This is a genomic window from Mycobacterium sp. E2733 (assembly GCF_001667585.1).
GTDB lineage: Bacteria > Actinomycetota > Actinomycetes > Mycobacteriales > Mycobacteriaceae > Mycobacterium.
Window position 1 is genome coordinate 1 of the sequence record NZ_LZJZ01000042.1, and the last position, 23723, is coordinate 23723.

10 protein-coding genes and 1 pseudogene are annotated in these 23723 nt (G+C 69.6%); 10 read left to right on the forward strand and 1 reads right to left on the reverse strand.

All coding sequences use genetic code 11. The annotated features are described in order from the left end of the window. Positions 1 to 185 (forward strand): annotated as a pseudogene (locus A5678_RS09385) (pantothenate synthetase); the annotation flags it as partial. Between the two features lie 87 nt (positions 186 to 272). Further along, complete coding sequence (locus A5678_RS09390) at positions 273 to 890, forward strand: TetR/AcrR family transcriptional regulator (protein WP_068041159.1); 618 nt, start codon at positions 273 to 275, stop codon at positions 888 to 890. Positions 891 to 892: 2 nt separating this feature from the next. On the opposite strand, the gene A5678_RS09395 is transcribed toward A5678_RS09390, so the two are convergent. After that, positions 893 to 2539: a (2,3-dihydroxybenzoyl)adenylate synthase gene (locus A5678_RS09395; protein WP_068041161.1), complete on the reverse strand. Its 1647-nt coding sequence runs from the start codon at positions 2537 to 2539 to the stop codon at positions 893 to 895. 98 nt (positions 2540 to 2637) lie between these two features. Between A5678_RS09395 and A5678_RS09400 the strand changes: the two genes are divergently transcribed. From A5678_RS09400 to A5678_RS09435, 8 genes are read left to right on the forward strand one after another with little or no spacing between them, the layout of a single operon-like run. After that, the gene (locus A5678_RS09400) at positions 2638 to 6144 is read left to right on the forward strand and encodes a non-ribosomal peptide synthetase (protein ID WP_068041166.1); all 3507 of its coding nucleotides are present in this window, start codon (positions 2638 to 2640) and stop codon (positions 6142 to 6144) included. Further along, positions 6141 to 6905 (forward strand): thioesterase II family protein, encoded by a 765-nt coding sequence (locus tag A5678_RS09405; RefSeq protein ID WP_068041168.1) that lies wholly within the window; start codon positions 6141 to 6143, stop codon positions 6903 to 6905. The genes A5678_RS09400 and A5678_RS09405 overlap by 4 nt, the downstream gene beginning before the upstream one ends. Next, complete coding sequence (locus tag A5678_RS09410; RefSeq protein WP_068041285.1) at positions 6898 to 8211, forward strand: polyketide synthase; 1314 nt, start codon at positions 6898 to 6900, stop codon at positions 8209 to 8211. Before A5678_RS09405 ends, A5678_RS09410 begins: the two co-directional genes overlap by 8 nt. Beyond that, on the forward strand, positions 8208 to 11216 hold the full coding sequence (mbtD, locus tag A5678_RS09415; protein WP_156746830.1) for a mycobactin polyketide synthase MbtD: 3009 nt from the start codon (positions 8208 to 8210) through the stop codon (positions 11214 to 11216). Before A5678_RS09410 ends, mbtD begins: the two co-directional genes overlap by 4 nt. Next, positions 11213 to 17758, forward strand: coding sequence for a non-ribosomal peptide synthetase (locus A5678_RS09420; RefSeq protein ID WP_068041170.1), 6546 nt, complete (start codon positions 11213 to 11215; stop codon positions 17756 to 17758). Before mbtD ends, A5678_RS09420 begins: the two co-directional genes overlap by 4 nt. Beyond that, complete coding sequence (locus A5678_RS09425; protein WP_068041288.1) at positions 17755 to 22164, forward strand: non-ribosomal peptide synthetase; 4410 nt, start codon at positions 17755 to 17757, stop codon at positions 22162 to 22164. The genes A5678_RS09420 and A5678_RS09425 overlap by 4 nt, the downstream gene beginning before the upstream one ends. After that, positions 22161 to 23456 carry an NADPH-dependent L-lysine N(6)-monooxygenase MbtG gene (gene mbtG / locus A5678_RS09430; RefSeq protein ID WP_068041179.1) on the forward strand — a complete coding sequence of 432 codons (1296 nt, stop codon included), beginning with the start codon at positions 22161 to 22163 and terminating at the stop codon, positions 23454 to 23456. The genes A5678_RS09425 and mbtG overlap by 4 nt, the downstream gene beginning before the upstream one ends. Continuing rightward, positions 23434 to 23652 carry an MbtH family protein gene (locus tag A5678_RS09435; protein WP_068041181.1) on the forward strand — a complete coding sequence of 73 codons (219 nt, stop codon included), beginning with the start codon at positions 23434 to 23436 and terminating at the stop codon, positions 23650 to 23652. The genes mbtG and A5678_RS09435 overlap by 23 nt, the downstream gene beginning before the upstream one ends. Positions 23653 to 23723 lie beyond the last annotated feature (71 nt).

A 23723-nucleotide genomic window follows, 5' to 3' on the forward strand; every position in this document is an offset into this window, starting at 1 on the left:
TCGACGGTCTTTGCGCCCGGACCCTGCGCCTCGGCGCGCAGGCCGATGTGGCCGCGCGGATCACGTCTGGTTCGGAAGCGTTCGTGCGGTGGGTCACCCAACGCGGCGCCTGGGAAAGCCTCGGCGTTCAGGCCGAAGGTGACCCGTCTGCTCTGGAGATCATCCGCCAGTTCAGGGTGTTCTGAACGACGCTGCCTCGCGCGGCATCACACCCGACGACCTTCATGCGGTATGCATGACATGCATACGTAGGTGTGAAAGGTAAGGGTCGCATGGCGCAGGATGGTCGCCGCACACAGGCGGAGCGCGCCGCGGACACGCGCCACGCGTTGATCAGCGCCGCCCGGCCCCTGTTCGCATCGTTGGGCTTCGCCGAGGCATCCCTGGAGACGATCGTGCGCGACGCCGGGGTGACGCGCGGCGCGTTGTACCACCACTTCGCCGACAAGACAGAGCTATTCGCGGCAGTGTTCGAGCGAGTGGAGGGCGAGATGGCCGCCCGGATGGGGGAGGCCGTCGCGGCTGCTGGCGAATCCGATCCGGTTGAGATCATGCGGCTGTGCGCGGGCCTGTGGTTGGATGCGTGCGCCGAGCCCGAGGTTCAGCGCATCGTCCTGCTGGAGGCGCTGGCGGTGCTGGGCTGGGAACGCTGGAGCGACATCGGGCACCGATACAACATCGGATTCGTGACGGCGCTGTTGACCGACGCCATCGAGTCCGGCAGCATCCCGCCCCAACCCGTCGAGGCCACGGCCCTGACGGTCATGGGCGCGTTGCGGGAGGCAACGCTCTACATTGCGCGCGCAAGCGATCATCGCCAAGCGCGGGCGGATGCCGGCGCGGTGATGGACAGGATCATTGAAGCGTTACGGGCCAAGAACATCGGCTGACGTCAACTCGGCTGGACCGAAATGTGCTCGACAATCGCCTTCTTGTCGATCTTGCCGATCGGTGTGCTGGGCAGTGCTGTCATCGGCACCAGCGCGTCGGGCCGGGCGTGGGCGGCCACGCCACGACGGTCGAGGTAGGCGTTCAGTTCCGCCAGCGTCACCGCCGGGCCGGTGAAAACGACCGCCGCGCAGATTTTTTCGCCAAGGTATGGGTCGGGCAGGGGCACCGCGGCCGCCGAGAAGATCGACGGGTGGCTGAGCATCTGCTCCTCGAGGTCTGCCGCGGAAATCGTTTCACCGCCTCGGCAGATCACGTCCTTGACCCGCCCGGTGACGGTCAGATAGCCGTCGTGCCGCAGCCGGACCAGGTCGCCGCTGCGGAAGAAGCCATCGCGGTCGAAGCAGCGTTGATTCTCGCGCTCGGCGCGGTAGTAGCCGTTGAGCGTGTACGGGCCCCGCGCCAGCAGCTCGCCTTCCTCACCCGGGACCACCGGTTCGCCGTCGGCGTCGACGACGCGCAATTCGTCGGCCGCGCAGAGCGGCCTGCCCTGGGTGTGGTCGACGAGCTCGGGCGGATCGCCCGGGCGGGTGTAGTTCAGCAGTCCCTCGGCCATCCCGAACACCTGCTGCAGCCCCGGGGTCAACGCGGTGCGGATCAGGCGGGCGTCCTCGGCCTCCAGCTTGGCGCCGCCAACTTGCAAGAGCCGCAGGGATTTCGGTGTCACCGGCTCCCACTCGCAGGCTTGTGCCCACAGTTTGGCCAGGGCCGGCACCAGGGCGGTGACCGTGACGCCGTGGCGCTCGATGATGGCGAAGGCGGCCTCGGGGCTGGCGTCGGTGCCGAACACGGTGGTGGCGCCCACTGTCATCGCGCCGAGCAGCCCGGGACAGGCCAGCGGGAAGTTGTGGCCGGCCGAGAGCAGCACCAGATAGATGTCGTCGGCGGTGAGCCCGCAGACCTGGGCGCTGGCGGTCGCGTTGAACACGTAATCGTCGTGGGTGCGGGGGATGAGTTTGGGAGTTCCGGTGGTGCCGCCCGAAACCAGCAGCAGCGCGGGTGATCCCGGATCGCGTAGCGGCGCCGGGGGCGGGGTGGTGGCTTGGCCGCAAAGTTGTGTCCACGACGTGAACGGACCGGCGTCGCCGTCGACGATGACGTGCTCGAGCGCCGGGTAATCGTTGACGAGTTCGCGCGCCATGGCGCGGTAGTCGAAACCGTTTGCCGCATCGGCGATCAGTAGTCCCGTGGCCTGGCTGACGGCGGCGAAGTGGCCCAATTCGGCCGCCCGGTGGCCGGGCAGACACATCACCGGGATGGCGCCCGCACGCAACAGCCCGAACAGCGCGACTGCGAACTGGCAACCATTCGGCAGTTGCAGCAGCACCCGGTCGCCCGGCGCGATGCCTTGGCCGCGCAACCCTGCGGCGGCGCGGTCGGCGCGCGCGTCGAGCTGGGCATAGCTCAAGCCGTCCACGGCGTCGAGCACGGCCGTTCGGTCGGGCCAGCGCTGCGCCGCGTCGCTCAGGATGGTGTCCAGCGTTCGCCCCGCCCAGTAGCCGGCCGCTCGATAGGCGGCGGCCCGATCGGGGGGAAAAGGCACGAACCCTTCGAGGGCCCCGGCCGGGGACGGTCGTGTCTGCGCGGTCATAGGTCCTTAAACCGGGGGGCGTAGTAGCGGCGATCCATGAGTAAGGATAGGGTAACCAAAAATACTTAGGGCAGCCTGTGCTAATCCAGGGAGGGTTCGTGGTGCGTGCCTCGGCGCGCTCGGAAGACGTCCGGGCGCAGGTGGCCGAACTGCTCGGCGTCGGTGTCGACGACGTTCACCCCGGCACCAACCTCATCGGCCAGGGCCTGGACTCCATCCGGATCATGACGCTGGCGGGCCGATGGCGACGTCAGGGCATCGCCGTGGACTTCGCCACGCTGGCCGAAACTCCGACGGTCGAGGCCTGGGCCGAGCTGGTAACCGCCGACTCGCCGGCCGATCCCGCCGATCAGCACGTTGCCGCGCAACCGGCGGGTGACACCGGCGAGCCGTTCCCACTGGCCCCGATGCAGCACGCGATGTGGGTCGGTCGCCAGGACCACCAGCAGCTCGGCGGGGTGGCCGGTCACCTCTACGTCGAATTCGACGGCGGCCGGATCGATCCCGACCGCCTGCGCGACGCGGCCACGGCGCTGGCCCGGCGCCACCCGATGCTGCGGGTGCGGTTCCTGCCCGACGGCACACAGCGGATCGCGGCGACCTGTGACGAATTCCCGGTCGCCGTCGAGGATCTGCGCCGACAAGGCAAAGGCGACGTCGATCGGCGCCTCGCCGCCATCCGCGACGCCAAATCGCACCAGCAGCTTGACGGTGCGGTGTTCGAGCTCGCCTTGACGCAGCTGCCGGGCGAACGTTCGCGCCTGCACGTCGATCTGGACATGCAGGCCGCCGATGCGATGAGCTACCGGACCCTGATGGCCGACCTGGCGACCCTGTACCTCGGGCACGACCTGCCCGCGTTGACTTACACCTATCGGCAGTACCGGCAAGCGATCGAGGCGAAAGAGGCGCGGCCGCAGCCGGCCCGCGATGCCGCCCGCGAGTGGTGGGCGCGGCGCATCCCGCACCTGCCGGACCCACCGGCCCTGCCCACCACCGGCGACCGCAATTCGCGCAGGAGCACCCGCGTCTGGCACTGGCTGGACCCGCACACCCGGGATGCCCTGTTCTCCCGCGCCCAGGCCCGGGGGGTCACCCCGGCGATGACGCTGGCCGCCTCCTTCGCCAATGCCCTGGCTCGCTGGTCAACCACCTCGCGCTTCCTGCTGAACGTGCCGCTGTTCGGGCGCCGGCCGCTGCACAGCGACGTCGACTCGATGGTCGGCGACTTCACCTCCTCCCTGCTGCTCGACGTCGACCTCACCGGCACCCGGACCGCGGCGGCGCGGGCGGCGGCCGTGCAGGAGACCATGCGGACCGCCGCCGCGCACTCCGCGTATCCGGGGCTGTCGGTGCTGCGGGACCTCAGCCGCCATCGCGGCACCCAGGTGCTGGCGCCGGTGGTCTTCACCAGCGCGCTGGGACTCGGCGCACTGTTCAGCCCCGAGGTCACCGACCAATTCGGGACACCCGCGTGGATCATCTCCCAGGGTCCCCAGGTGCTGCTCGACGCTCAGGTCACCGAGTTCGACGGCGGCGTGCTGGTGAATTGGGATGTGCGCGAAGGCATCTTCGCGCCGGGCGTCGTCGACGCCATGTTCGCCTACCACATCGACGAACTGCTCAGATTGGCAGTTGCCGACGACAGTTGGGACGCGCCGGCACCGTCACCGCTGCCGGACGCCCAGCGCGCGGTGCGCGACGCGATCAATGGCCGCATCGCGGAACCCAGCGGAGAAGCGTTGCACGACGGCTTCTTCCGACAAGCCGAGCGGCGACCCGACGCCCCCGCCGTGTTCGCCGGCTCCGGTGAACTCAGCTATGGGCAGCTGCGCGGCCAGGCGCTGGCGGTCGCGGCCGCATTGCGCGCGGCCGGCGTCGGCGCCGGCGACACGGTCGCGGTGATGGGCCCGAAAACCGCCGAGCAGGTGCCGGCGCTGTTGGGCATCCTCAGCGTCGGTGCGGCTTACCTGCCGATCGGCCTCGACCAGCCGCGCGACCGCGCGGAGCGCATCCTAAAGACCGGCGCGGTGCGCCTGGCCCTGGTGTGCGGCGGGCAGCCGCTGGCACTGCCGGTGCCCGACCTCACCCTCGCCGATGTCTTGCGCGAACCACACGTTGTCCCCGACACCCGTTCGGCCAGAATCGATCCCGCCGACCTCGCCTACGTGATGTTCACGTCCGGATCGACCGGCGAGCCCAAAGGCGTCGAGGTGACGCACGACGCCGCGATGAACACCGTGGAGTTCATCGCACGCCACTTCCAGATCGGTCCCGTTGATCGGTGCCTGGCACTCTCCACACTCGAAGGCGACATCTCGGTGATGGACATCTTCGTCACCTTGCGCACGGGCGGGTCGATCGTGGTGGTCGACGAAGCGCAGCGCCGCGACCCCGACGCCTGGGCCCGGCTCATCGACACCCACCAAGTCACCGTGTTGCACTTCATGCCGGGCTGGCTGGAGATGCTCACCGAAGTCGGACACGGACGGCTGTCCTCGGTGCGGGTCATCCCCACCGGCGGGGACTGGGTGCGCCCGGAGGTGGCGCGCCGCCTCAAGGCCGAGGCGCCCAACCTGCGGTTCGCCGGGCTGGGCGGAGCAACCGAAACGCCGGTGCACAACACCATTTTCGAGGTCGCCGATCCCTATGCGCTGCCGGCGGAGTGGACCGCCCTGCCCTACGGGGTTCCGCTGACGAACAACGCCTGCCGCGTCGTGAACGAAGCGGGCGACGACTGCCCCGACTGGGTCGCCGGCGAACTGTGGGTGTCCGGCCGTGGCATTGCCCGCGGCTATCGGGGGCGCCCGGATCTCACCGCGGAGCGCTTCGTCGAGGACGCCGGACGCAGGTGGTACCGCACCGGCGACCTGGCCAGGTATTGGCCCGACGGCACGCTCGAATTCGTCGGCCGCGCCGACCACCGGATCAAGATCAGCGGATATCGCGTCGAACTCGGCGAGATCGAGGCGGTGTTGCGGCGACTGCCCGGGGTGGCGATAGCGGTCGCCGCCCTGCTCCCCGCATCGGGCGGCTCCGAGGTGCTGGCCGCCGCGGTGTGTCCGGAAAGCTCGACCGGCGCCGATCTGACGACCGGGCTAATTCTGGACCTGATGGGCGAACTCGTTCCGGCGCATATGGTTCCGCGTCACATCGCGCTTGTCGAGCGCATCCCGTTCACCGATGCGGGGAAGATCGACCGTCGTGCAGTCGCACGCGACTTGGGCGCCACGATTTCGCCGTCCCCGCAGCCCGGCTACCGCGCCCCGTCGACGCCGCTGCAATCCGCCCTCGCCGCGCTGCTTGGTGACCTACTCGGCCTGGACCGCGTCGGTCGTGACGACGACTTCTTCGCCCTGGGCGGTGACTCGGTACTGGCGACCCAGGCCGTCGGTCGCATCCGGACCTGGCTGGACGCCGACGTCATGGTCGCCGATATCTTTGCCACCAGAACCGTTGTGGCACTTGCTGATTTGCTCGTCGATCGCGAGCGGGACGGCCAGCGGCTGGATCAGGTGGCCGAGCTGTACCTAGAAGTCATCCACATGGACGCCGACACCCTAGCGGCTTCTCACCAAACCGGCCAACCCGGGACGGCCCGATGACATCCGACCGGGTGCTGAGTGCGCCAACGGAGTTCGCCCCCTGGATCAAGCGGGTGCCCAGCAGGAACGAGGGCCGGCGCACCGGCGCGACCGTCGTGTTCCCGCACGCCGGGGCGGCCGCGGCAAGCTATCGCGCGCTGGCGACCGCGCTGGCCGCGGGCGCCGACACCTACATCGTGCAGTACCCGCAGCGTGCGGACCGGCTGAGTCACCCGGCCCACGACACGGTGCACGACCTGGCCCAGGGCTTGTTCGACGGCGGGGCGTGGAGCCGGGTGGCGCCGCTGCGGCTGTTCGGCCACAGCATGGGTGCCGTCGTCGCCTTCGAGTTCGCCCGGATCGCCGAATCCCACGATGTTGCGGTGCAGCGCCTGTGGGTCTCGGCCGGCCCGGCGCCGTCCGCCGTTGCCGCCATGCCGGAGCTCCCCACCACGGACGACGGATTGCTCGCCGACATCGCCGATCTCGGCGGTACCGACCCCGAACTGCTCGCCGATGAAGAGTTCGCCGAACTGCTGACCACCGCGGTGCGCACCGACTACGAAGTGGTCAACCGCTACGAGTGTGCTCCCGGCGTCCGCATCCGCGCCGACATCCGCGTCCTGGGGGCGCGCGACGACCACCGCGTCGATCCGTCCGCGTTGCGGCTCTGGGAGAACCACACCGCGGGCGCCTTCGAGCTGTTCTTGTACGACGGCGGGCATTTCTATCTCGACGAGCACATCGATGCCGTGGCGCAACGGGTGAATGCCGATGTCTGACAACGTCAATGGCGCGGCTGACCCGGTCGCTATCGTCGGCATGGCCGTTGAAGCGCCCGGCGGCATCGATACCGCCGACAAGTATTGGGAGTTGTTGTCCCACGGTCGTGAGGCGCTGGGGCCGTTCCCCACCGATCGCGGTTGGCAGGTCCGCGAACTGCTCGCGGGGTCGCGGCGCAGTGGTTTCAAGCAGATCCACGATCGCGGTGGATTCCTCGCCGGCGCAACCGCATTCGACCCGGAGTTTTTCGGCATCTCGCCGCGCGAGGCCGTCGCCATGGACCCCCAGCAGCGCGTCGTGCTCCGGGTGTCCTGGCGCGCCCTGGAAAACAGCGGCATCAACCCCGACGACCTGGCCGGGCATGACGCTGGGTGCTTCGTCGGCGCTTCGGCCACCGGATACGGCCCGCAGATGGCCAACTTCTCCCAATACAGCGGCCACCTGCTCGCCGGGACCGCGCTCAGCGTGATCTCCGGGCGGGTCGCCTACACGCTGGGGCTGGCCGGCCCGGCGCTGACGGTGGACTCGTCCTGTGCGTCCGCGCTGGCGGCGTTCCACGTCGCCGTGCGCTCGATCGAGAACGGCGACTGCGACCTGGCGCTGGCCGGCGGGGTCAACGTGCTCGGCTCGCCCGGGTTCTTCGTCGAATTCTCCAAGCAGCACGCCCTTTCCGACGACGGTCACTGCCGGCCCTACAGCGCGCAGGCCAGCGGGACGGTGTGGGCCGAGGGCGCGGCGATGTTTGTGCTGCAACGCAAATCGGCCGCCCTGCGCGCCGGCCGGCAGGTCATCGCCGAAGTGCGCGCCACCGCCGTCAACCAGGACGGCCGCAGCGCAGGGCTGAGCGCCCCCAGCGGTGACGCGCAGGTCCGCTTGTTCCGGCGTGCCATGGCGCACGCCGGGATCCGGCCCGAAGAGGTCGCGATGGTCGAGGGCCATGGCACGGGTACCCGACTCGGCGACCGCACCGAACTGCGGTCGCTGGCACAAACCTACGGCGACACGGCGCCGGGCGGTGGGGCGTTGCTGGGCTCGGTGAAATCCAACCTGGGCCACGCTCTGGCCGCCAGCGGGGCGCTCGGGCTGGCCAAGGTGCTGGTCGCCGCCGAGCACGGCGCCATCCCACCGACCCTGCACGCGTCGGACGCTAGCCCGGAAATCGACTGGGAAAGCCAGGGTTTGCGCTTGGCGAAGCAGCTGACCCCGTGGCCGGCGGCCGGCGGGCAACGGATCGCGGCGACATCGGCGTTCGGCATCGCCGGCACCAACGCGCACGTGATCGTCTCCCTTCCCGAGGTCGCGTGATGCTGACCTCCCCACTGCCCGACGGTCGCGTAGCCGTGCTGCTCTCTGCGCACGACCAAGAGCTGATCAGTAAGGACGCTCGCGCAATCCTGGACTACCTGGGTGGGACGGGCGCGAACGCGGACCCAGCGGCGGTGGCGTCTACCCTGCTGCGCCTGCGACGGGTGCGGCGGCACCGCGCGGTGGTGCGCGCGGCCGACCGCGCCGAGCTGGTCTCCGGCCTGACCGCGCTCGCCCGCGGCGAAGATCACCCGCTGGTCACCCGATCCTCCGTCGGGGCCGCCCCGCGCATCGCGTTCGTGTTTCCCGGCCAGGGCAACCAGTGGCCATCGATGGGCGCCGAGTCCTACCAACGGCTTTCCGGATACCGCGCCGAGGCCGACCGATGCGCCCAGGCATTCCTCGCCGCCGGGCTGCCCTCACCGTTGGCCTACCTGACCGGGGAACGCGACAAGAACTGGTCGCGGACCGAAATTCAGGGAGCGCAGTTTACCCACGCGGTCAGCCTGGCCCACGAATGGCGATTCCGCGGCGTGCCCCCCGCAATTGCCATCGGCCACAGCCTCGGCGAGGTCGCGGCGGCGTACGTGGCCGGAACGATAACGCGGCCCGACGCGGTCGCGTTGGTCGGAGCCCGCGCCACGATCGTCGACCAGTTGGCCGGCCACTACGCCATGGCGGTGCTCGGCGCCGGCGTCGACAAGGCCGAGTCCCTGATCGGCGAAACGGACGGCTGGCTGGAAGTTTCGGCGGTCAACGGTCCATCGTCGACCGTGGTGTCCGGAGAATACGGCGCCGTGGCGGCCGCTGTCGACCTCGCCCGGCAACGCGGCGTTTTCGCCCAGCAACTTTCGGTGGACTACCCGGGCCACACCAGCGTCCTGCGGCCCTTACGCACCCAGCTGGCCGAGCTGCTTCCCCGCTCGCGATTCCGGGACAGTCCGGTGCGATTCCTCGGCTCGACCTTCGGCGCGGAGGTCGGTGGTGACGTTGACTTCTCCGCGTACTGGTATGACAACCTTTGCAACACGGTGCGTTTCGACCGTGCCGTGGCCGCGGCCCGAAAACTCGGGGCCACGACCTTCGTCGAGTTGTCCGCGCATCCCGCACTGCTCTATCCGCTCGCGGACCTGCTCGACGAGCGGACCACCGTGGCCGTCGGCTCGGGGCATCGCGACGGGGCCATCAGCAACACGCTGGCGGCGAACGTTGTCAGGGTGGCCGCGGCCGATCCCGGCTGCCAATGGGCCAACGCGATTCCCGGCGGTGTCCGGCCGCCAATGCGCGGATTCCCGAACGCGCCCATGCGGGCGGTGCAGTTGTGGGCGGCACCCGAACCGCTGATCGAGATGGCCCCGGCGCTCACCGTAGTCCTTGAAGACTGGCAGCAAGCGAGTTCAACCGGCGGGGCGGCCGCCGACGTCGGCATTGTCGCGGTCGGCCCGACGGACGGCGCCTTGACCCGGCGACTGATGGATACCGTTGGGGCGCAAGACGGCTGCCGGGTGGTGGCACCGCACGACGCGGAGATCCTCGCGATCATCGCACCCGAGCTCGACGAGCTCGAAGCCACGGTGGCGATCGAGCAGATCGCCGGGCGCCAAGACGCGGGCCTACCCGACTACGCCGCCCTGATCGGTCCGCGATGCCGGGGCGTCTGGCTGTTGACCGCCCGCGCTGAAACCATCGGTCCGGATGACGCCGATGCCTTCCCGGTGCAGGCGGCGCTGGCCGCGATGCATCGCAGCGTCGGCTTCGAATTCACCGACCAGACCTTCGGGCATCTCGACCTGCCCGGCCGAGACGTCGATGCCGACACGGCGCGCGCCGCAGTCGACGTGCTTCTCGGGGAGGCGGCCGAGGTGGCGCTGCGGGGCAGCGAATCGCCGCGCCGCTACGTGCGAGCCTTCCGCGAGTGCCGTGATTCGGCCACCAAGCGGCCGCTGGACGCCGACGCGTTGGACAACGTGGTGATCACCGGCGGCAGCGGAGCCATCGGCCTGCAGTACGCGCGGTATTGCATCGAGCGCGGGGCGCGGACGGTTACGCTGCTGAGCCGCAACGGTATCGACCCGGACACGCTGCGCCGGCTCACTGCGAACCACGACACTGAGGTGCGCGCCCCGCGGTGCGACATCACCGATCCGGCCGCCGTGGCGGCCGTTGCCGCCCGGCACGCGCGGAACAGCGCGGCACTGCTGATCCATACCGCGGGCATCGCCGAGGCCCGCTCCCGTTCCGAGCTGACCGGAGCCGACGTGGCGGCGGTGTGTGCGGCTAAGGTGCGTGGCCTGGCGCTGCTGGCCGAGGTCTGGCCGTTGCGGCCGGATTGCCGAATCTTGGCCTGCTCGTCGGTGTTCGGCGTATGGGGCGGTTACGGCCACGCGGCTTACGCCGCCTCGAATCGGATGCTCGACGTGTTGGTCGCCCAGCTGCGCGACCGGGGACACGACAGCACGGCGATCCGGTGGGGGCTGTGGCAGGCCGCCGGCGTCGTCACCGGCGACGAGATCACCCGTACCGAACGCTCCGGTCTGGTCGCGATGCCTCCGGAAGTGGCGATCGAGGCGGGCTTGTGCCGCTACGAGGGCGATCCGCTGATCTTCGACGCCGACCTCGGCCGGCTCGGGGTGTTCTTCGAAAGCCAGGGCATGCCAGTGCCGTTCAGTGCGCCGCAGGGCGGCGGCGGGGGAGCGGACGCCTCCGCCGCCAAGCCGCTCGCCGAGGTGGTCCGCACCGAACTCGCCGCTGCCTTGCGCCTTGGCGATTCGGTTTCGATCGACCCGAGCGCACCGCTCGTCGACCTTGGTGTGGACTCGTTACTCGCACTCGATCTGCGCAAGCGGCTGCGCCGGACCGTCGGAAGCTCGGTCCCGGTAGCTCGCATGCTCGGCGGGATCACCCTCAACGAAATGATCGACGCGTTGCGCGGCGGCTCGGGCGAGCCGCGGGAATGCACAACACTCGACGCTCGCGAAGCCAGAAAGGTTGGACTCCCCGCGTGACGGAAACCACCCGAGCCGGCGCAGGGCTCGACGATGAGCGCCTGGAATTGTTGCGCCGCAAGATCGCCGAACGCGGCCTGGCGAGGCCGCGCGCCGGAGCGCCGGTGGCGACATACGAAGAGCCGCGCATGTCCGTCGGACAGCACCGGATGTGGTTCGTGCAGTCGGTGGACCCCGACAGCGCGCTGCTCAACGTCTGCGTCTCCTATCGCGTCACCGGCACGGTCGACACTGAACGGTTGCGGCGCGCGGTCGACGCCGTGGCCGCGCGGCACCCCGTGCTGCACACGACCTATGGCACCGGCGCGGACGGTGACCCGTGTCCGGTCATCCGCGAGGAGCTGCGGCCCGAGTGGGCGCACCACGACCTGTCCGGGCTGACCGATCAGGCGCGGCGGTTGCGGCTGGATGTGCTGGCGCAGCGGGATTTCCGCCGGCCCTTCGACCTGTCCGGGGATTCGCCGCTGCGTGTCACCGTGGCCCGCCTGTCCGCGGACGAACTGATGCTGTTGATCACCGCCCATCACATCGCCTGGGACGACGCGTCGTGGCGACCGTTTTTCGCCGACCTGACTCGCGCGTACACCGATCCGATCGGGTTCGGCGGCGAACCCGCGGTAACGGCGCCTCCGCCGGACGAAGCCGCGGATCCCGCCGCGGACTTCGAATACTGGCGACCGCTGATGGCGAATCTGCCCGAGCCGCTTGAGCTTCCCGGCCCTAACGGTTCGGTGGTGCCGACCACGTGGCGTGCACAGCGGGCCACGACGCGGTTGTCGCCGGCGACCGTCGAAAGGGCGGCGGCACTGGCGCGCGAGACCGGTGCCACCCCGTACATGGTGCTGATGGCCGCCTTTGCGGCGTTGGTGCATCGCTACACCCAGTCAACGGACTTCCTGATCGCCGCGCCCGTGGTCAACCGCGGCGTCGGGACCGAATCGGCCATCGGTTACTACGGCAACACCGTGGTGATCCGGCTGCGACCCGAGCCGCACCAGACATTCCGCCAGCTACTGGCCCAAACCCGGGATAGCGCGGTGGGCGCCTTCGCCCATTCGCGCGCCGACTTGGACTGGCTGGTGCGCGAGTCCAATCCCGATCGCCGGCATGGCGCCGACCGGATGACCCGGGTGAGTTTCGGACAGCGCGAGCCCGATGGCGCCGGCTTCTGCCCACCCGGGGTGCGGTGCGAGCGAGGGGAATTGCGCGGTCACTTCAACCAGCTGCCACTCAGCTTCATGATCGAGCTGGACCGCCCGAACGGTGGGCTGGTGGAAGCCGAGTACCTGGTCGAGGTGCTGGATCACCGGCTGGTGGATCAGCTGCTGCGGCACTACGCCGTGCTGCTCGACAACGCACTGGCCGATCCCGACACGGCGCTGTCGGCGTGCGCGCTGATGGACACCGATGACGCCGAATGGTTGCGCTGGGCCTCGAGCGGTGCCGAGTTCGCGACCCCAACCGCCACCTTGCCCGCACTGGTCACCCGGCGAGCGGCGCTGTCGCCCGATGCCATCGCCGTGGTCTACGAGCGGCGCGAGTACACCTACCGGGAGATCGACGAAGATTCGAACCGCCTGGCGCACTGGCTGATCGACCAGGGCATCGGCACCGAGGATCGCGTCGCGGTGTTGCTGGACAAATCACCCGAATTGGTCATCACCGCGCTGGGCGTGCTGAAGGCCGGGGCGGTCTACCTGCCGGTGGATCCCACCTACCCCGAGGATCGGCTGACCTTCATTCTGGGCGACGCCGGCGCCAAACTCGTTCTGCGCGAACCCGTTACCGGCCTGTCGCGGTTCCCGGCCACCGCCCCGACCGAGCTGATCCGGCCGCTGAGCCCGCAAAACACCGCCTACCTGATCTACACCTCGGGTTCGACCGGGTTGCCCAAGGGCGTGCCGGTGCCGCACGCGCCGATCGCCGAATACTTCGTCTGGTTCGGCGACGAGTATCGCGTCGACGAAACCGACCGGCTGCTGCAGGTCGCGTCGCCGAGCTTCGACGTGTCCATGGGCGAGATCTTCGGAACGTTGATCATGGGCGCGCGCCTGGTGATTCCGCGGCCCGACGGGCTGCGCGACATCGGTTACCTCACCGATCTGCTCAGCCGCGAAGGCATCACCTCGATGCACTTCGTGCCGTCGCTGCTGGGCTTGTTCCTGTCGCTGCCTGGTGTCAGCCAGTGGCGCACCCTGCGGCGCGTACCCATCGGTGGGGAAGCCCTGCCGGGCGAGATCGCCGACAAGTTCCACGCCACGTTCGATGCGCTGCTGTACAACTTTTATGGACCGACCGAGACCGTCGTCAACTGCACCAGCTACCCGGTCGAAGGCGCCCAGGGCACCCGGGTGGTGCCCATCGGCCGTCCCAAGATCAACACCCAGGTACACCTGCTCGACAACGCGCTGCGGCCGGTACCTGTGGGCGCGATCGGCGAGATCTACATCGGCGGAACGCATGTCGCGCACGGATACCACCGCAGGCCCGGACTGACGGCCGAACGGTTCGTCGCTGACCCGTTCACCCCGGGCGGCCGGTTGTACCGCTCCGGTGACCTGGCGCGCCGCAACGCCGACGGGGATATCGAGTTCGTGGGCCGCGCCGACGAGCAGGTGAAGATCCGCGGCTTCCGCATCGAGCTGGGCGAGATCGCCGCCGCGATCTCGGTGGACCCCAGCGTCGGGCAAGCGGTGGTGCTGGCCATGGACCTGCCCCGGTTGGGCAAGAGCCTGGTGGGATACGTCACGCCGGCCCAGGGCGGCAGCCCGGAAACCGTTGAGGTCGACCGCATTCGCGTCCGGGTGGCCGCCGCGCTGCCCGACTACATGACGCCGGCCGCCTATGTGGCACTCGCCGAAATCCCGATCACCGCGCACGGCAAGATCGACCGGGCCGCGCTGCCTCAACCGCAGATCACGGCGACCGCCGTATACCGCGACCCGACGACGCCCACCGAAAGCCGCATCGCTGCACTGTTTTCCGCGTTGCTCGGCCACGACAGGGTGGGGGTCGACGACTCGTTCTTCGACCTGGGCGGTCACTCGCTGGTGGCCACCAAACTGGTCAACGCCATCCGGTCGGAGTGCGGGGTGGAGCTCGGCATCCGCGACGTCTTCGAGCTCGCGACGGTGGGCTTGCTGGCGGAACGGGTCGACCAGCTGGGTTCCGGCGAACTCAGGCGGCCGCGGCCCAGGCTGATCGCGACCGACCACGACGAGCCGATGCCGCTGTCGGCCTCGCAGCTGCGCAGCTGGTTCGCCTACCGCGTCGACGGGCCCAGCTGGGTCAACAACATTCCCTTCGCCGCGAAACTGACCGGGCCATGGGACATCGACGCCCTGGTCGCCGCCGTCGGCGACGTCGTCGCCCGGCACGAGATCCTGCGCACCTCCTACGTGGAGTTGGACGGGGTGCCCTACCAGGTGGTCGGGCCCGCCGGGGAGGTCGCCGTGCGCCGAGAGGCCGGACCCGACGACGCATGGCTGCAGCGGCAGCTGAATGACGAGCGCCGGCACTGCTTCGAGCTGGACCGCGAGCTGCCGGTTCGGGTTGCGTTGCTGCACAACGCCGATAACCCCGCCGAACACGTGCTGTCGCTGGTCGTCCACCACATCGCCTCCGACCACTGGTCGGCGGGGGTGCTGTTCGCCGACGTGATGACCGCGTACCGGGCCCGGCGGGCCGGGGAAGCCCCGGCCTGGGCGCCGCTGCGTGTCCAGTACGCCGACTACGCGGCATGGCAGGGGAGATTCCTGGGCGATGCGAGCGGCCAGGAGTCCGCCGTGGCCGCCGGGCAACGGGAGTACTGGAACCGGCAGCTGGCCGGGCTGCCGGAGGACACCGGGCTGCGTCCCGACTTCCCGCGCCCGCCGGTGCCGAGCGGCGAGGGCGAATCCGTTGACTTCCGCATCGACGCCGCCACTCGCGGCAAGCTCGCCGAGTTGTCGCGCGAGCTGGGCATGACCGAATTCATGCTGCTGCAAACGGCTGTCGCCGTCGTGCTGCACAAGGCGGGCGGCGGGCTGGACATCCCGCTTGGCACCCCGGTCGCCGGGCGCACCGAGGCCGAATTAGACCAACTGATCGGGTTTTTCGTCAACATCCTGGTGCTGCGCAACGACCTGACCGGCAACCCGACGTTGCGTGAACTGCTGACCCGCGCCCGAGACACGGCCCTGGCCGCCTACGCCCACCAGGACCTGCCGTTCGACCGGGTGGTCGAGAGCGTCAGCCCGGTGCGTTCGCTGTCGCGCAACCCGCTGTTCCAGGTCGTCGTGCACGTCCGCGACCACCTGGCCGCCACGCGGTTGATCGAGCAGGCCCCCGACGGCGGCGGACAAGACACGGTGTGCACATCGCTCGACCCCGTCTTCGACATGGCGCACGCCGATCTCAGTGTCAACTTCTTCGGCACCGACGGTTCGGGAGACGTCGGGTACAACTGCAACCTGATCTTTCGCACCGAGCTCTACAGCCGGGCCAGCATCGAGCGGTTGGCCGGCTGGCTGACCCGGGTGGTCACCGAGTTTGCCAGCAATGCCGATCAAACTTTGCGCGACCTGCAGCTGACCGACGCCGGCGAACGGCGCCGCATGCTGGAGCACTGGAGCCGGGGCGAGCGGCCGCCGCACAACCGGCGCCGCACCATTCCGGAACTGTTGCAGCCGAGCCGAAGCTGGGCCCCCGACCGGATCGCGGTGCGTTGCGGCGACGAGCAGATCGATTACCCCGCGCTGCACCGTCGTTCGGATAACCTCGCGGCGCTGCTCGCCGGGCGCGGGGTGGGGCCCGGGTCGCTGGTCGGACTGTCGACGCGGCGCAGCATCGACCTGGTGGTGGCGCTGGTGGCCATCATGAAGGCCGGCGGCGGTTATTTTCCGATCGATCCCGGCTACCCGCCGGCGCGCAAGCTGTTCATGCTCGAAGACGTCCGACCGCCGGTGGTGCTGGCCACGGCCGAGGCCGCCGGCACCATACCCGAAGTTGCCGGTGTCTCCGTCATTTCGCTGGACGACCCGCAGGTGCGCGCCGCGGTAGAGAACGCGGAGGGCGATCCGCGTGTACTGCCGCTCCCGCACCCCGACGACCCGATGTTTCTGGTCTTCACGTCCGGATCCACGGGCAAACCGAAAGGCGCGCTGGGCACCCATCGATCCATGGCGGCCCGGCTGGACTGGCAGCTACGGCACTACCCGCCGAGAACCGACGACGTTCGACTGGCGCAGGCCTCGATCACGTTCCTGGAGGGCGGCATGGAGATGCTGGCCGGCCTCGCGGCGGGAGCGACCATGATCCTCGCCGAGGATGCCGAACTCCGCGACCCGGAAGCCATCGGGGAGTTGATGGTTCGGCACGCGGTGACCCAGGTGACCGCGGTGCCGAGCCTGGTCTCCGCCCTGGTCGACAGCACGCCCGAGGCGGTGCGCGCCCTGTCCCGGCTGGTGTGCGGCGGGGAACCGGTGAGCACCGCGCTGCTGCAACGGCTGGTGGCGGTGTGTGCAGGCGCGGACACCGAGCTGTTGAATAACATCGGTTCCACCGAGACCTCCGGCGCGGTGTCCCGGGGTCGACTGGAGCCGCCGAATCCGCGAGTGGGCAAACCGGTCCCGGGCGCAGACGCCTACCTGCTCGACGGCGGCCTGCGGCCGGTGCCGGTCGGGGTCGTGGGCGAGCTGTACTACGCCGGCGACCAACTGGCCCGCGGCTACTGGAGGCGGGCTGGGCTGACCGCCACCCGGTTCGTCGCCAATCCCTATGCCCTCGAGCCGGGTTCGCGTCTGTACCGCAGCGGCGACCTTGCCCGCTGGACCGAGGACGGGCAGCTGGAATTCGTCGGACGCTCCGACCACCAGGTACAGGTGCGCGGCTTTCGGGTTGAGTTGGCTGAAGTCGAGGCGGCGCTCGCGGCAGTCGACGGTGTCGCCGCGGCGGCGGCTCGCACCTGGGAGGTGCATGGCGGCACCTCGCTGGCCGGATACGTTGTGCCCCAACGGCCGGTCGGCGATGAGGCCGGGAAGGCCGCTTTCGCGTCGGAGGTTCGCGCGGCGATCGGAACGACGCTGCCCGGGTACATGATGCCCTCGTCGTTGACCGTTCTCGATGTGCTTCCCAAAACCGAATCGGGCAAGCTGAACCGGCCCGGGCTGCCGCGGCCGGTGGTCAGCACCGGCGGACGGGTTGAACCGTCGCGCACCGACACCGAACGGACGCTTGCCAAGGTGTTCGCCGAGCTGCTTTCGACGCCCGAGGTGGGCCGCTTTGACGACTTCTTCGCCCTGGGCGGTGACAGCATCCTGTCGGTGCAGCTGGCTTCGCGGGCGCGGGCGGCCGGGCTGGCGGTCAACCCGCGGATGATCTTCGAGAACCCGACGGTGCAAGAGCTGGCCGCGGCCCTGGATGCGTTGGGGGGCAACGGCACCGGGCACATCGACGAGCCCACCGATGCCCGGTTCGAGCCCATGAGCGCGTCCGGGCTGTCGGCCGAGGATCTTGCGGTCGTGACGCAGCTGTGGTCGTCGTCGCGGGACGGCACGCCATGACGACGACTAAGGATGTCGCGCCCGACATCGAAGATGTGATGGCGCTGAGCCCGCTGCAGGAGGGCTTGTATTCACTGACCACGCTTGCCGAATTCACTGACGGCGAGGCCGACGACCCGTATGTGATCGGTATGGCCGCCGACATCTCCGGTTCGCTCGACGTGGCGCTGTTACGCGATTGCGCGACAAAGATGTTGGGGCGACACCCCAACCTGCGGGCCAGCTTCTTCAGCCGGGGCATCGCGCGGCCGGTGCAAATTGTGCCGTACCGGGTGGACCTGCCATGGCGCACCGTCATTGCCACACCCGAGGATGTGCCTGCGCTGCAGGATGGCGAACGCCGCCGACCATTCGACCTGGAACATGGGCCGGCCATTCGCTTCCTGCTCATCGAATTGCCGTGCGCACGGTGGCGTTTGGTGCTCACCGCCCACCACATCGTGATCGACGGCTGGTCGCTACCGGTGTTCGTCAACGAGATGATGATCCTGTACGGGGCCGGCGGAGATCTGTCCGCGCTGCCCGACGCTCCGCGGCCCTACCGCGACTACATCGGCTGGCTGGCGAATCGCGATCCCGAAGCCAGCCAACGCGTCTGGCGCCGGAACCTGGCGGGCCTCCCCGGACCCACCCTGTTAGCGGCCGCGCTGGGCTCGGCCGAGGGCCGGCGGACAGGGCTGCCGCGCACCACCGAACTGCGGATCCCGGGCGCGGCCACCGCGCGGATGGTCGAGGAGACCCGAGCCCGTGGCATCACCGTCAACACCCTGATGCAAATGGCGTGGGCGCTGGTGCTGTCGCGGCTGACCGACACCCATGACGTGGTTTTCGGCGTGACGGTGTCCGGCAGGCCGCCCGAACTCGCCGGCGTCGAGACCATGATCGGCCTGTTCATCAACACCGTCCCTCTGCGGGTGCGGCTCGACCCGGCCGCGAGCGTCGGCGAACAATGCCGCGCGGTGCAACGCAACGCCGCACTGCTGCGTGAGCACAGCCACCTCGGGCACGCGCAGCTGCGGGCGCTCGGCGGCGTCGGTGAAATGTTTGACACCCTGCTGGTCTACGAGAACTTTCCAATGGACGGACTGACGGCCGGCACCGAATTGACCACCGCGGGCGCAACATTCCGGCCCTCCGCCCTGCAGACGTTGTCGCACTTCCCGATCACCGTCGCCGCTCACATGGCAGGCGGCGAACTGGTGGTGCTGGTCGAAGTGATCGACGGAGCGCTGGGCGCCATCCCCGCCGCCGCCTTCGGTCGACGGGTGCTCACCACCGCCGAGCGGCTGCTGCGGGACTGGGAGCGCCCGCTGCGTCAGGTCAGCGTCCTCTTCGACGACGAGGCGGTCCCGCCGCGCACCGTGGGCGAGCCCGCCCCGCCGCCGGTCGGCATCCACACCCGATTCGCCGAAGTCGTCGGCAGGACCCCGAACAACCTCGCCGTCAGCTGGGCGGGCGGTCAACTCAGCTACCACGAATTGGACGCGCTGGCCGACGGCCTGGCCGCCCGGCTCGCGCACCGCGGGGTGCGCCCCGAAACCCCGGTGGCCATCCGGCTTTCCCGGGGGCCGCAGTACATCGTCGCGATACTCGGTGTGCTCAAGGCCGGCGGCACGTGCGTGCCGATGGAGCCGGGGACGCCCCCGGAGCGGGTGGAATCGATCCTGCGTCAATCCGGCGCCTCCATCGTGATCGACGAGGTGTCGCTCATAGCGGGCGAACACCCCGCAACGAATTTCCGCCCGGCCGAGGTGGCGCCCGGCCAGGCCGCGTATGTCGTCTTCACGTCGGGAACGACCGGAGAACCCAAGGGGGTCATCGGAACTCACGCGGCGTTGGCCGCCTACGCCGACGACCACCTGAATAGCGTGTTGCGGCCGGCGGCCGCCCGGCTGGGGCGGCCGCTGCGCATCGCGCACGCGTGGTCGTTCGCGTTCGACGCCGCCTGGCAGCCGTTGGTCGCGCTTCTCGACGGCCATGGTGTGCACGTCGTCGACGAGCCCACCCAGACCGACGCCGAGGGACTCGTCGCCGCGATCGCCGAGCACGGCGTCGACATGATCGACACCACTCCGTCTATGTTTGACCAACTTTCGGCATGCGGTTTGCTCACCACGGTCCCGCTGGCGGTGCTGGCGCTGGGCGGGGAAGCGCTCGGCACCCCCGCGTGGGCCCTCATCCGCGCCGAGTGCGAGCGCACCGGGATGGCGGCCTACAACTGCTACGGCCCCACGGAAACCACGGTCGAGGCCGTGGTGGCCACCGTCACGGACCACAACGAGCCGTCGATCGGATGGCCGACGGCGCACACGCGCGGTTACGTGCTGGATTCGGCGCTGCGTCCGGTGCCCGTCGGGGCCACCGGCGAGCTCTATCTTGGCGGCGCCCAGCTGGCCCGCGGGTATCTCGGACGCGCGGCGGAAACCGGCCGGCGGTTCGTCGCCGACCCGTTCGCAATCGGCGAACGCATGTACCGCACCGGCGATTTGGTGCGTCGCGGTCCCGGCGGCGCGCTGCAATACGTGGGCCGCGCCGACGCGCAGGTGAAGATCCGCGGCTATCGCGTCGAGCCCGGCGAGATCGGCGCCGCGCTCGAATCGCATCCCGCCGTCCAGCGTGCGGGCGTGCTGGTGCGCCGGTCGGAGGCGGGGGCGCGGCTCACCGCTTACGTGGTGATCTCCGATGCGGCGCCCCGGCCGCCGTCGACTGCCGAACTGCGCGGCATGCTCGGCGCCCGGCTGCCGCGCTACATGATCCCGCAGCGCATCGTCACGGTCGACGAAATTCCGCTGACGGTCAACGGCAAGCTGGATGAGGCCGCGCTGAGCGCCTTCGACACCGCCGAGGCGGTCTGCGCCGGAGACAAACCCGAAACCGCCACGGAAGCCGTACTGGCGGAACTGTTTTCGGAACTGCTGCATCAGCCGCGAGTCGACGTCGCCGCGGATTTCCTGCAGCTGGGACTGGACAGCATCATGGCGTTGTCGGTGGTACAGGTGGCGCGGGCGCGGGGGATCGGCTTGCGCGCCAGGCTCATCCTCGAGTGCTCCAACATTCGCGAGCTTGCCGAAGCCATCGATTCCGAAAAGATCGCCGCCACAATCGATGTCGAGAGCAAGGCCGGGCCGATGCCGGTGCTGCCCAATGGCCGCTGGCTCTACGAATACGGCGAGCCGCGCCAGCTGGCGCAGACTGAGGCCATTCGGCTGCCCGACCACATCACCCGCGAGCAACTGGACGCCGCGCTGGCCGGCATCCTCGCCGGACACGAGGTGTTGCGCGCCCGCCTGGACCGCCCGACCATGACCCTAATCCCGACCGGGGCCCCCGGCCTTCGCCTCATCGAAATAGCGGCGGCCGACGATCTGCACGCCGCGGTCCCCGATCACGTCGCACGCGCCGTCGACCGCCTCGACCCGGAGCGCGGAGAGCTGCTGGCGGCGGTGTGGCTCCGGCCCCGGACCGGGCAGAGCGTCCTGCTGCTGGCCGCGCACGTCCTGGCGATGGATCCCGCGTCGTGGCGCGTGGTCCTCGGCGAATTGGACGCTGCCTTAAGGGCTTTGGCCACGCGTCACCCACCCGCACCGATCCGGGAGCACACCAGCTACCGGCGCTGGGCCCGTGCGCTCATCGAGCGCGCCCACCGGCTGGACACCGTGCAGTTCTGGGCCGCCCAGTCCGACGGCGAGGACCCCGATCTCGGCGCCCGACGGGTCGATCCCCACCGCGACCGGGCCCGCGATCTGGACGTCCGCATGATCGCCGCCGACGCGGACACCACGCGCGGGCTGCTGGACTCGGGCGTGCCGTTGCCGCACCTGTTGGTCGCCGCCACCGCGGCGACGGTGACGCGGTGGCGGCGGCTGCGCAATCAGGCCACGCCGCCACCCCTGCTGGCGCTGGAAACACATGGACGCGCCGACGGTCTCATCGACGGGCCGGGCGCGCACACCATCGACACCGGCGACACCGTCGGACTGCTGAGTTCCATCTACCCGGTCCGGGTGCCGTCGGCCGATCCCCGGGACGTGGGGGAGCAGCTGGCGGCCATCCCGGGCGACGGGCTGGACTACGGGCTGCTGCGGTATCTGCGTGCCGACACCGCTGAACGCCTAGCCCCGTTGCCCGGCCCGCAGCTGTTGCTGAACTACCTCGGTGCCGCACACGCCGCCGGCGGCACCCGGCTGCTGACGCTGGAGCGTGAGCTCCTTGCCGGCGTCTCGCCGCAGCCGGAGCCGGAGCTGGCGGTTCGCCACGAGCTCACCATTGTGGCCGCAATGCTCACGTTCGACGGACAGCGCGTGCTGGCCGCGCAGTGGCGCACGCTGCCGGACATTCTCTCTGACACCGATGTGGCTGAGCTGCAACGTCTTTGGATCGAATCGCTGCGGGAGATTGTCAGATGAGCACACTTGCGATCGTGGGCGCGGGAGCCAAGGCGGTTGCCGTCGGGGCCAAGGCATCCGTGTTGCGCGAGATGGGTGTCGATGCCCCCGAGCTGATCGCGGTCGAACGCATCGGCGTCGCGGCCAACTGGCAAGCCAGCGGCGGTTGGACCGACGGAGCGCACCGGTTGGGCACCAGCCCGGAGAAGGACGTGGGTTTTCCCTACCGCTCTGCGCTGGTGCCCCGCCGCAACGCCGAACTCGACGAGCGGATGACCCGCTACAGCTGGCAGTCCTATCTGATCGCCACGGCGTCCTTCGCCGAATGGATCGACCGCGGCCGGCCGGCGCCCACTCATCGCAAGTGGAGTCAATACTTGGGTTGGGTGGCCGATCAGGTCGGCCTCAACGTGGTGCACGGTGAGGTGGAACGGCTGGCCGTCAGCGGCGACCAGTGGACGCTGCACACCCACGAGGCCACTGTGCACGCCGACGCTCTGATGATCACCGGACCGGGGCAGGCCGAGAAATCGTTGCTGCCCGGCAATCCGCGCATGCTGTCGATAGCCCAGTTCTGGGATCGCGCCGCGGGCCATGACCGGATCAGTGCCGAGCGGGTGGCGGTGATCGGGGGTGGTGAGACGGCCGCGTCGATGCTCAATGAACTGTTCCGGCACCGGGTTTCGACCATCACCGTCATCTCGCCGCAAGTGACGCTGTTCACCCGCGGGGAGAGCTTCTTCGAGAACTCCCTGTTCTCCGACCCCACCGATTGGAGCGCCCTGACGCTGGCCGAACGCCGCGACGCGCTGGCCCGCACCGACCGCGGGGTGTTCTCGGCGAACGTGCAGGAGGCACTGCTGGCCGACGACCGGATCCGCCACCTGCGGGGCCGGGTGGCCCATGCGGTGGGCCGGGACGGGCAGATCCGGTTGACCCTGTCCACCAACCGGGGCAGCGAGAACCTCGAGACGGTGCACGGTTTCGACCTGGTCATCGACGGCTCCGGCGCCGACCCACTGTGGTTCACGTCGTTGTTCGGCCAGGATGCGCTGGACCTGTTGGAGCTCGGCCTGGGCGGACCGCTGACCGCCGACAGCCTGCAGGAAGCGATCGGCTACGACCTGGCCGTCGCCGACGTCACGCCGAAGTTGTTTCTGCCCAATCTGTCGGGGTTGACGCAGGGCCCCGGATTTCCGAACCTGAGTTGCCTGGGATTGTTGTCTGACCGGGTATTGGGAGCTGGTGGGGGCGTAATGGGCCCGTCCAAGCACACGACAAGGAGACGCGATGAGCATCAACCCCTTCGATGACGACAACGGCACGTTCTTCGTGCTCGTCAACGGCGAGGACCAGCACAGCCTGTGGCCGAGCTTCGCCGACATCCCGGCGGGCTGGCGCGTGGTGTTCGGCGAAGCAAGCCGCGCGGAGTGCCTGGAGTACGTCGAACAGCACTGGACCGACATCCGGCCGAAGAGTCTCCAGGAATCGATCGAGCGTCGCTCATAACAGGGGGCGGTGCACGCGACCGTAGCGTCGCCGTAACGTGACCGGCCCGAGACACAATCGCCGGTCACACA

Coding starts and splice junctions, on each gene's coding strand:
- A5678_RS09390 (WP_068041159.1), top strand. CDS start 273: ATGGCGCAGGATGGTCGCCGCACACAGGCGGAGCGCGCCGCGGACACG.
- A5678_RS09435 (WP_068041181.1), top strand. CDS start 23,434: ATGAGCATCAACCCCTTCGATGACGACAACGGCACGTTCTTCGTGCTC.
- A5678_RS09425 (WP_068041288.1), top strand. CDS start 17,755: ATGACGACGACTAAGGATGTCGCGCCCGACATCGAAGATGTGATGGCG.
- A5678_RS09405 (WP_068041168.1), top strand. CDS start 6,141: ATGACATCCGACCGGGTGCTGAGTGCGCCAACGGAGTTCGCCCCCTGG.
- A5678_RS09395 (WP_068041161.1), bottom strand. CDS start 2,539: ATGACCGCGCAGACACGACCGTCCCCGGCCGGGGCCCTCGAAGGGTTC.
- A5678_RS09410 (WP_068041285.1), top strand. CDS start 6,898: ATGTCTGACAACGTCAATGGCGCGGCTGACCCGGTCGCTATCGTCGGC.
- mbtG (WP_068041179.1), top strand. CDS start 22,161: ATGAGCACACTTGCGATCGTGGGCGCGGGAGCCAAGGCGGTTGCCGTC.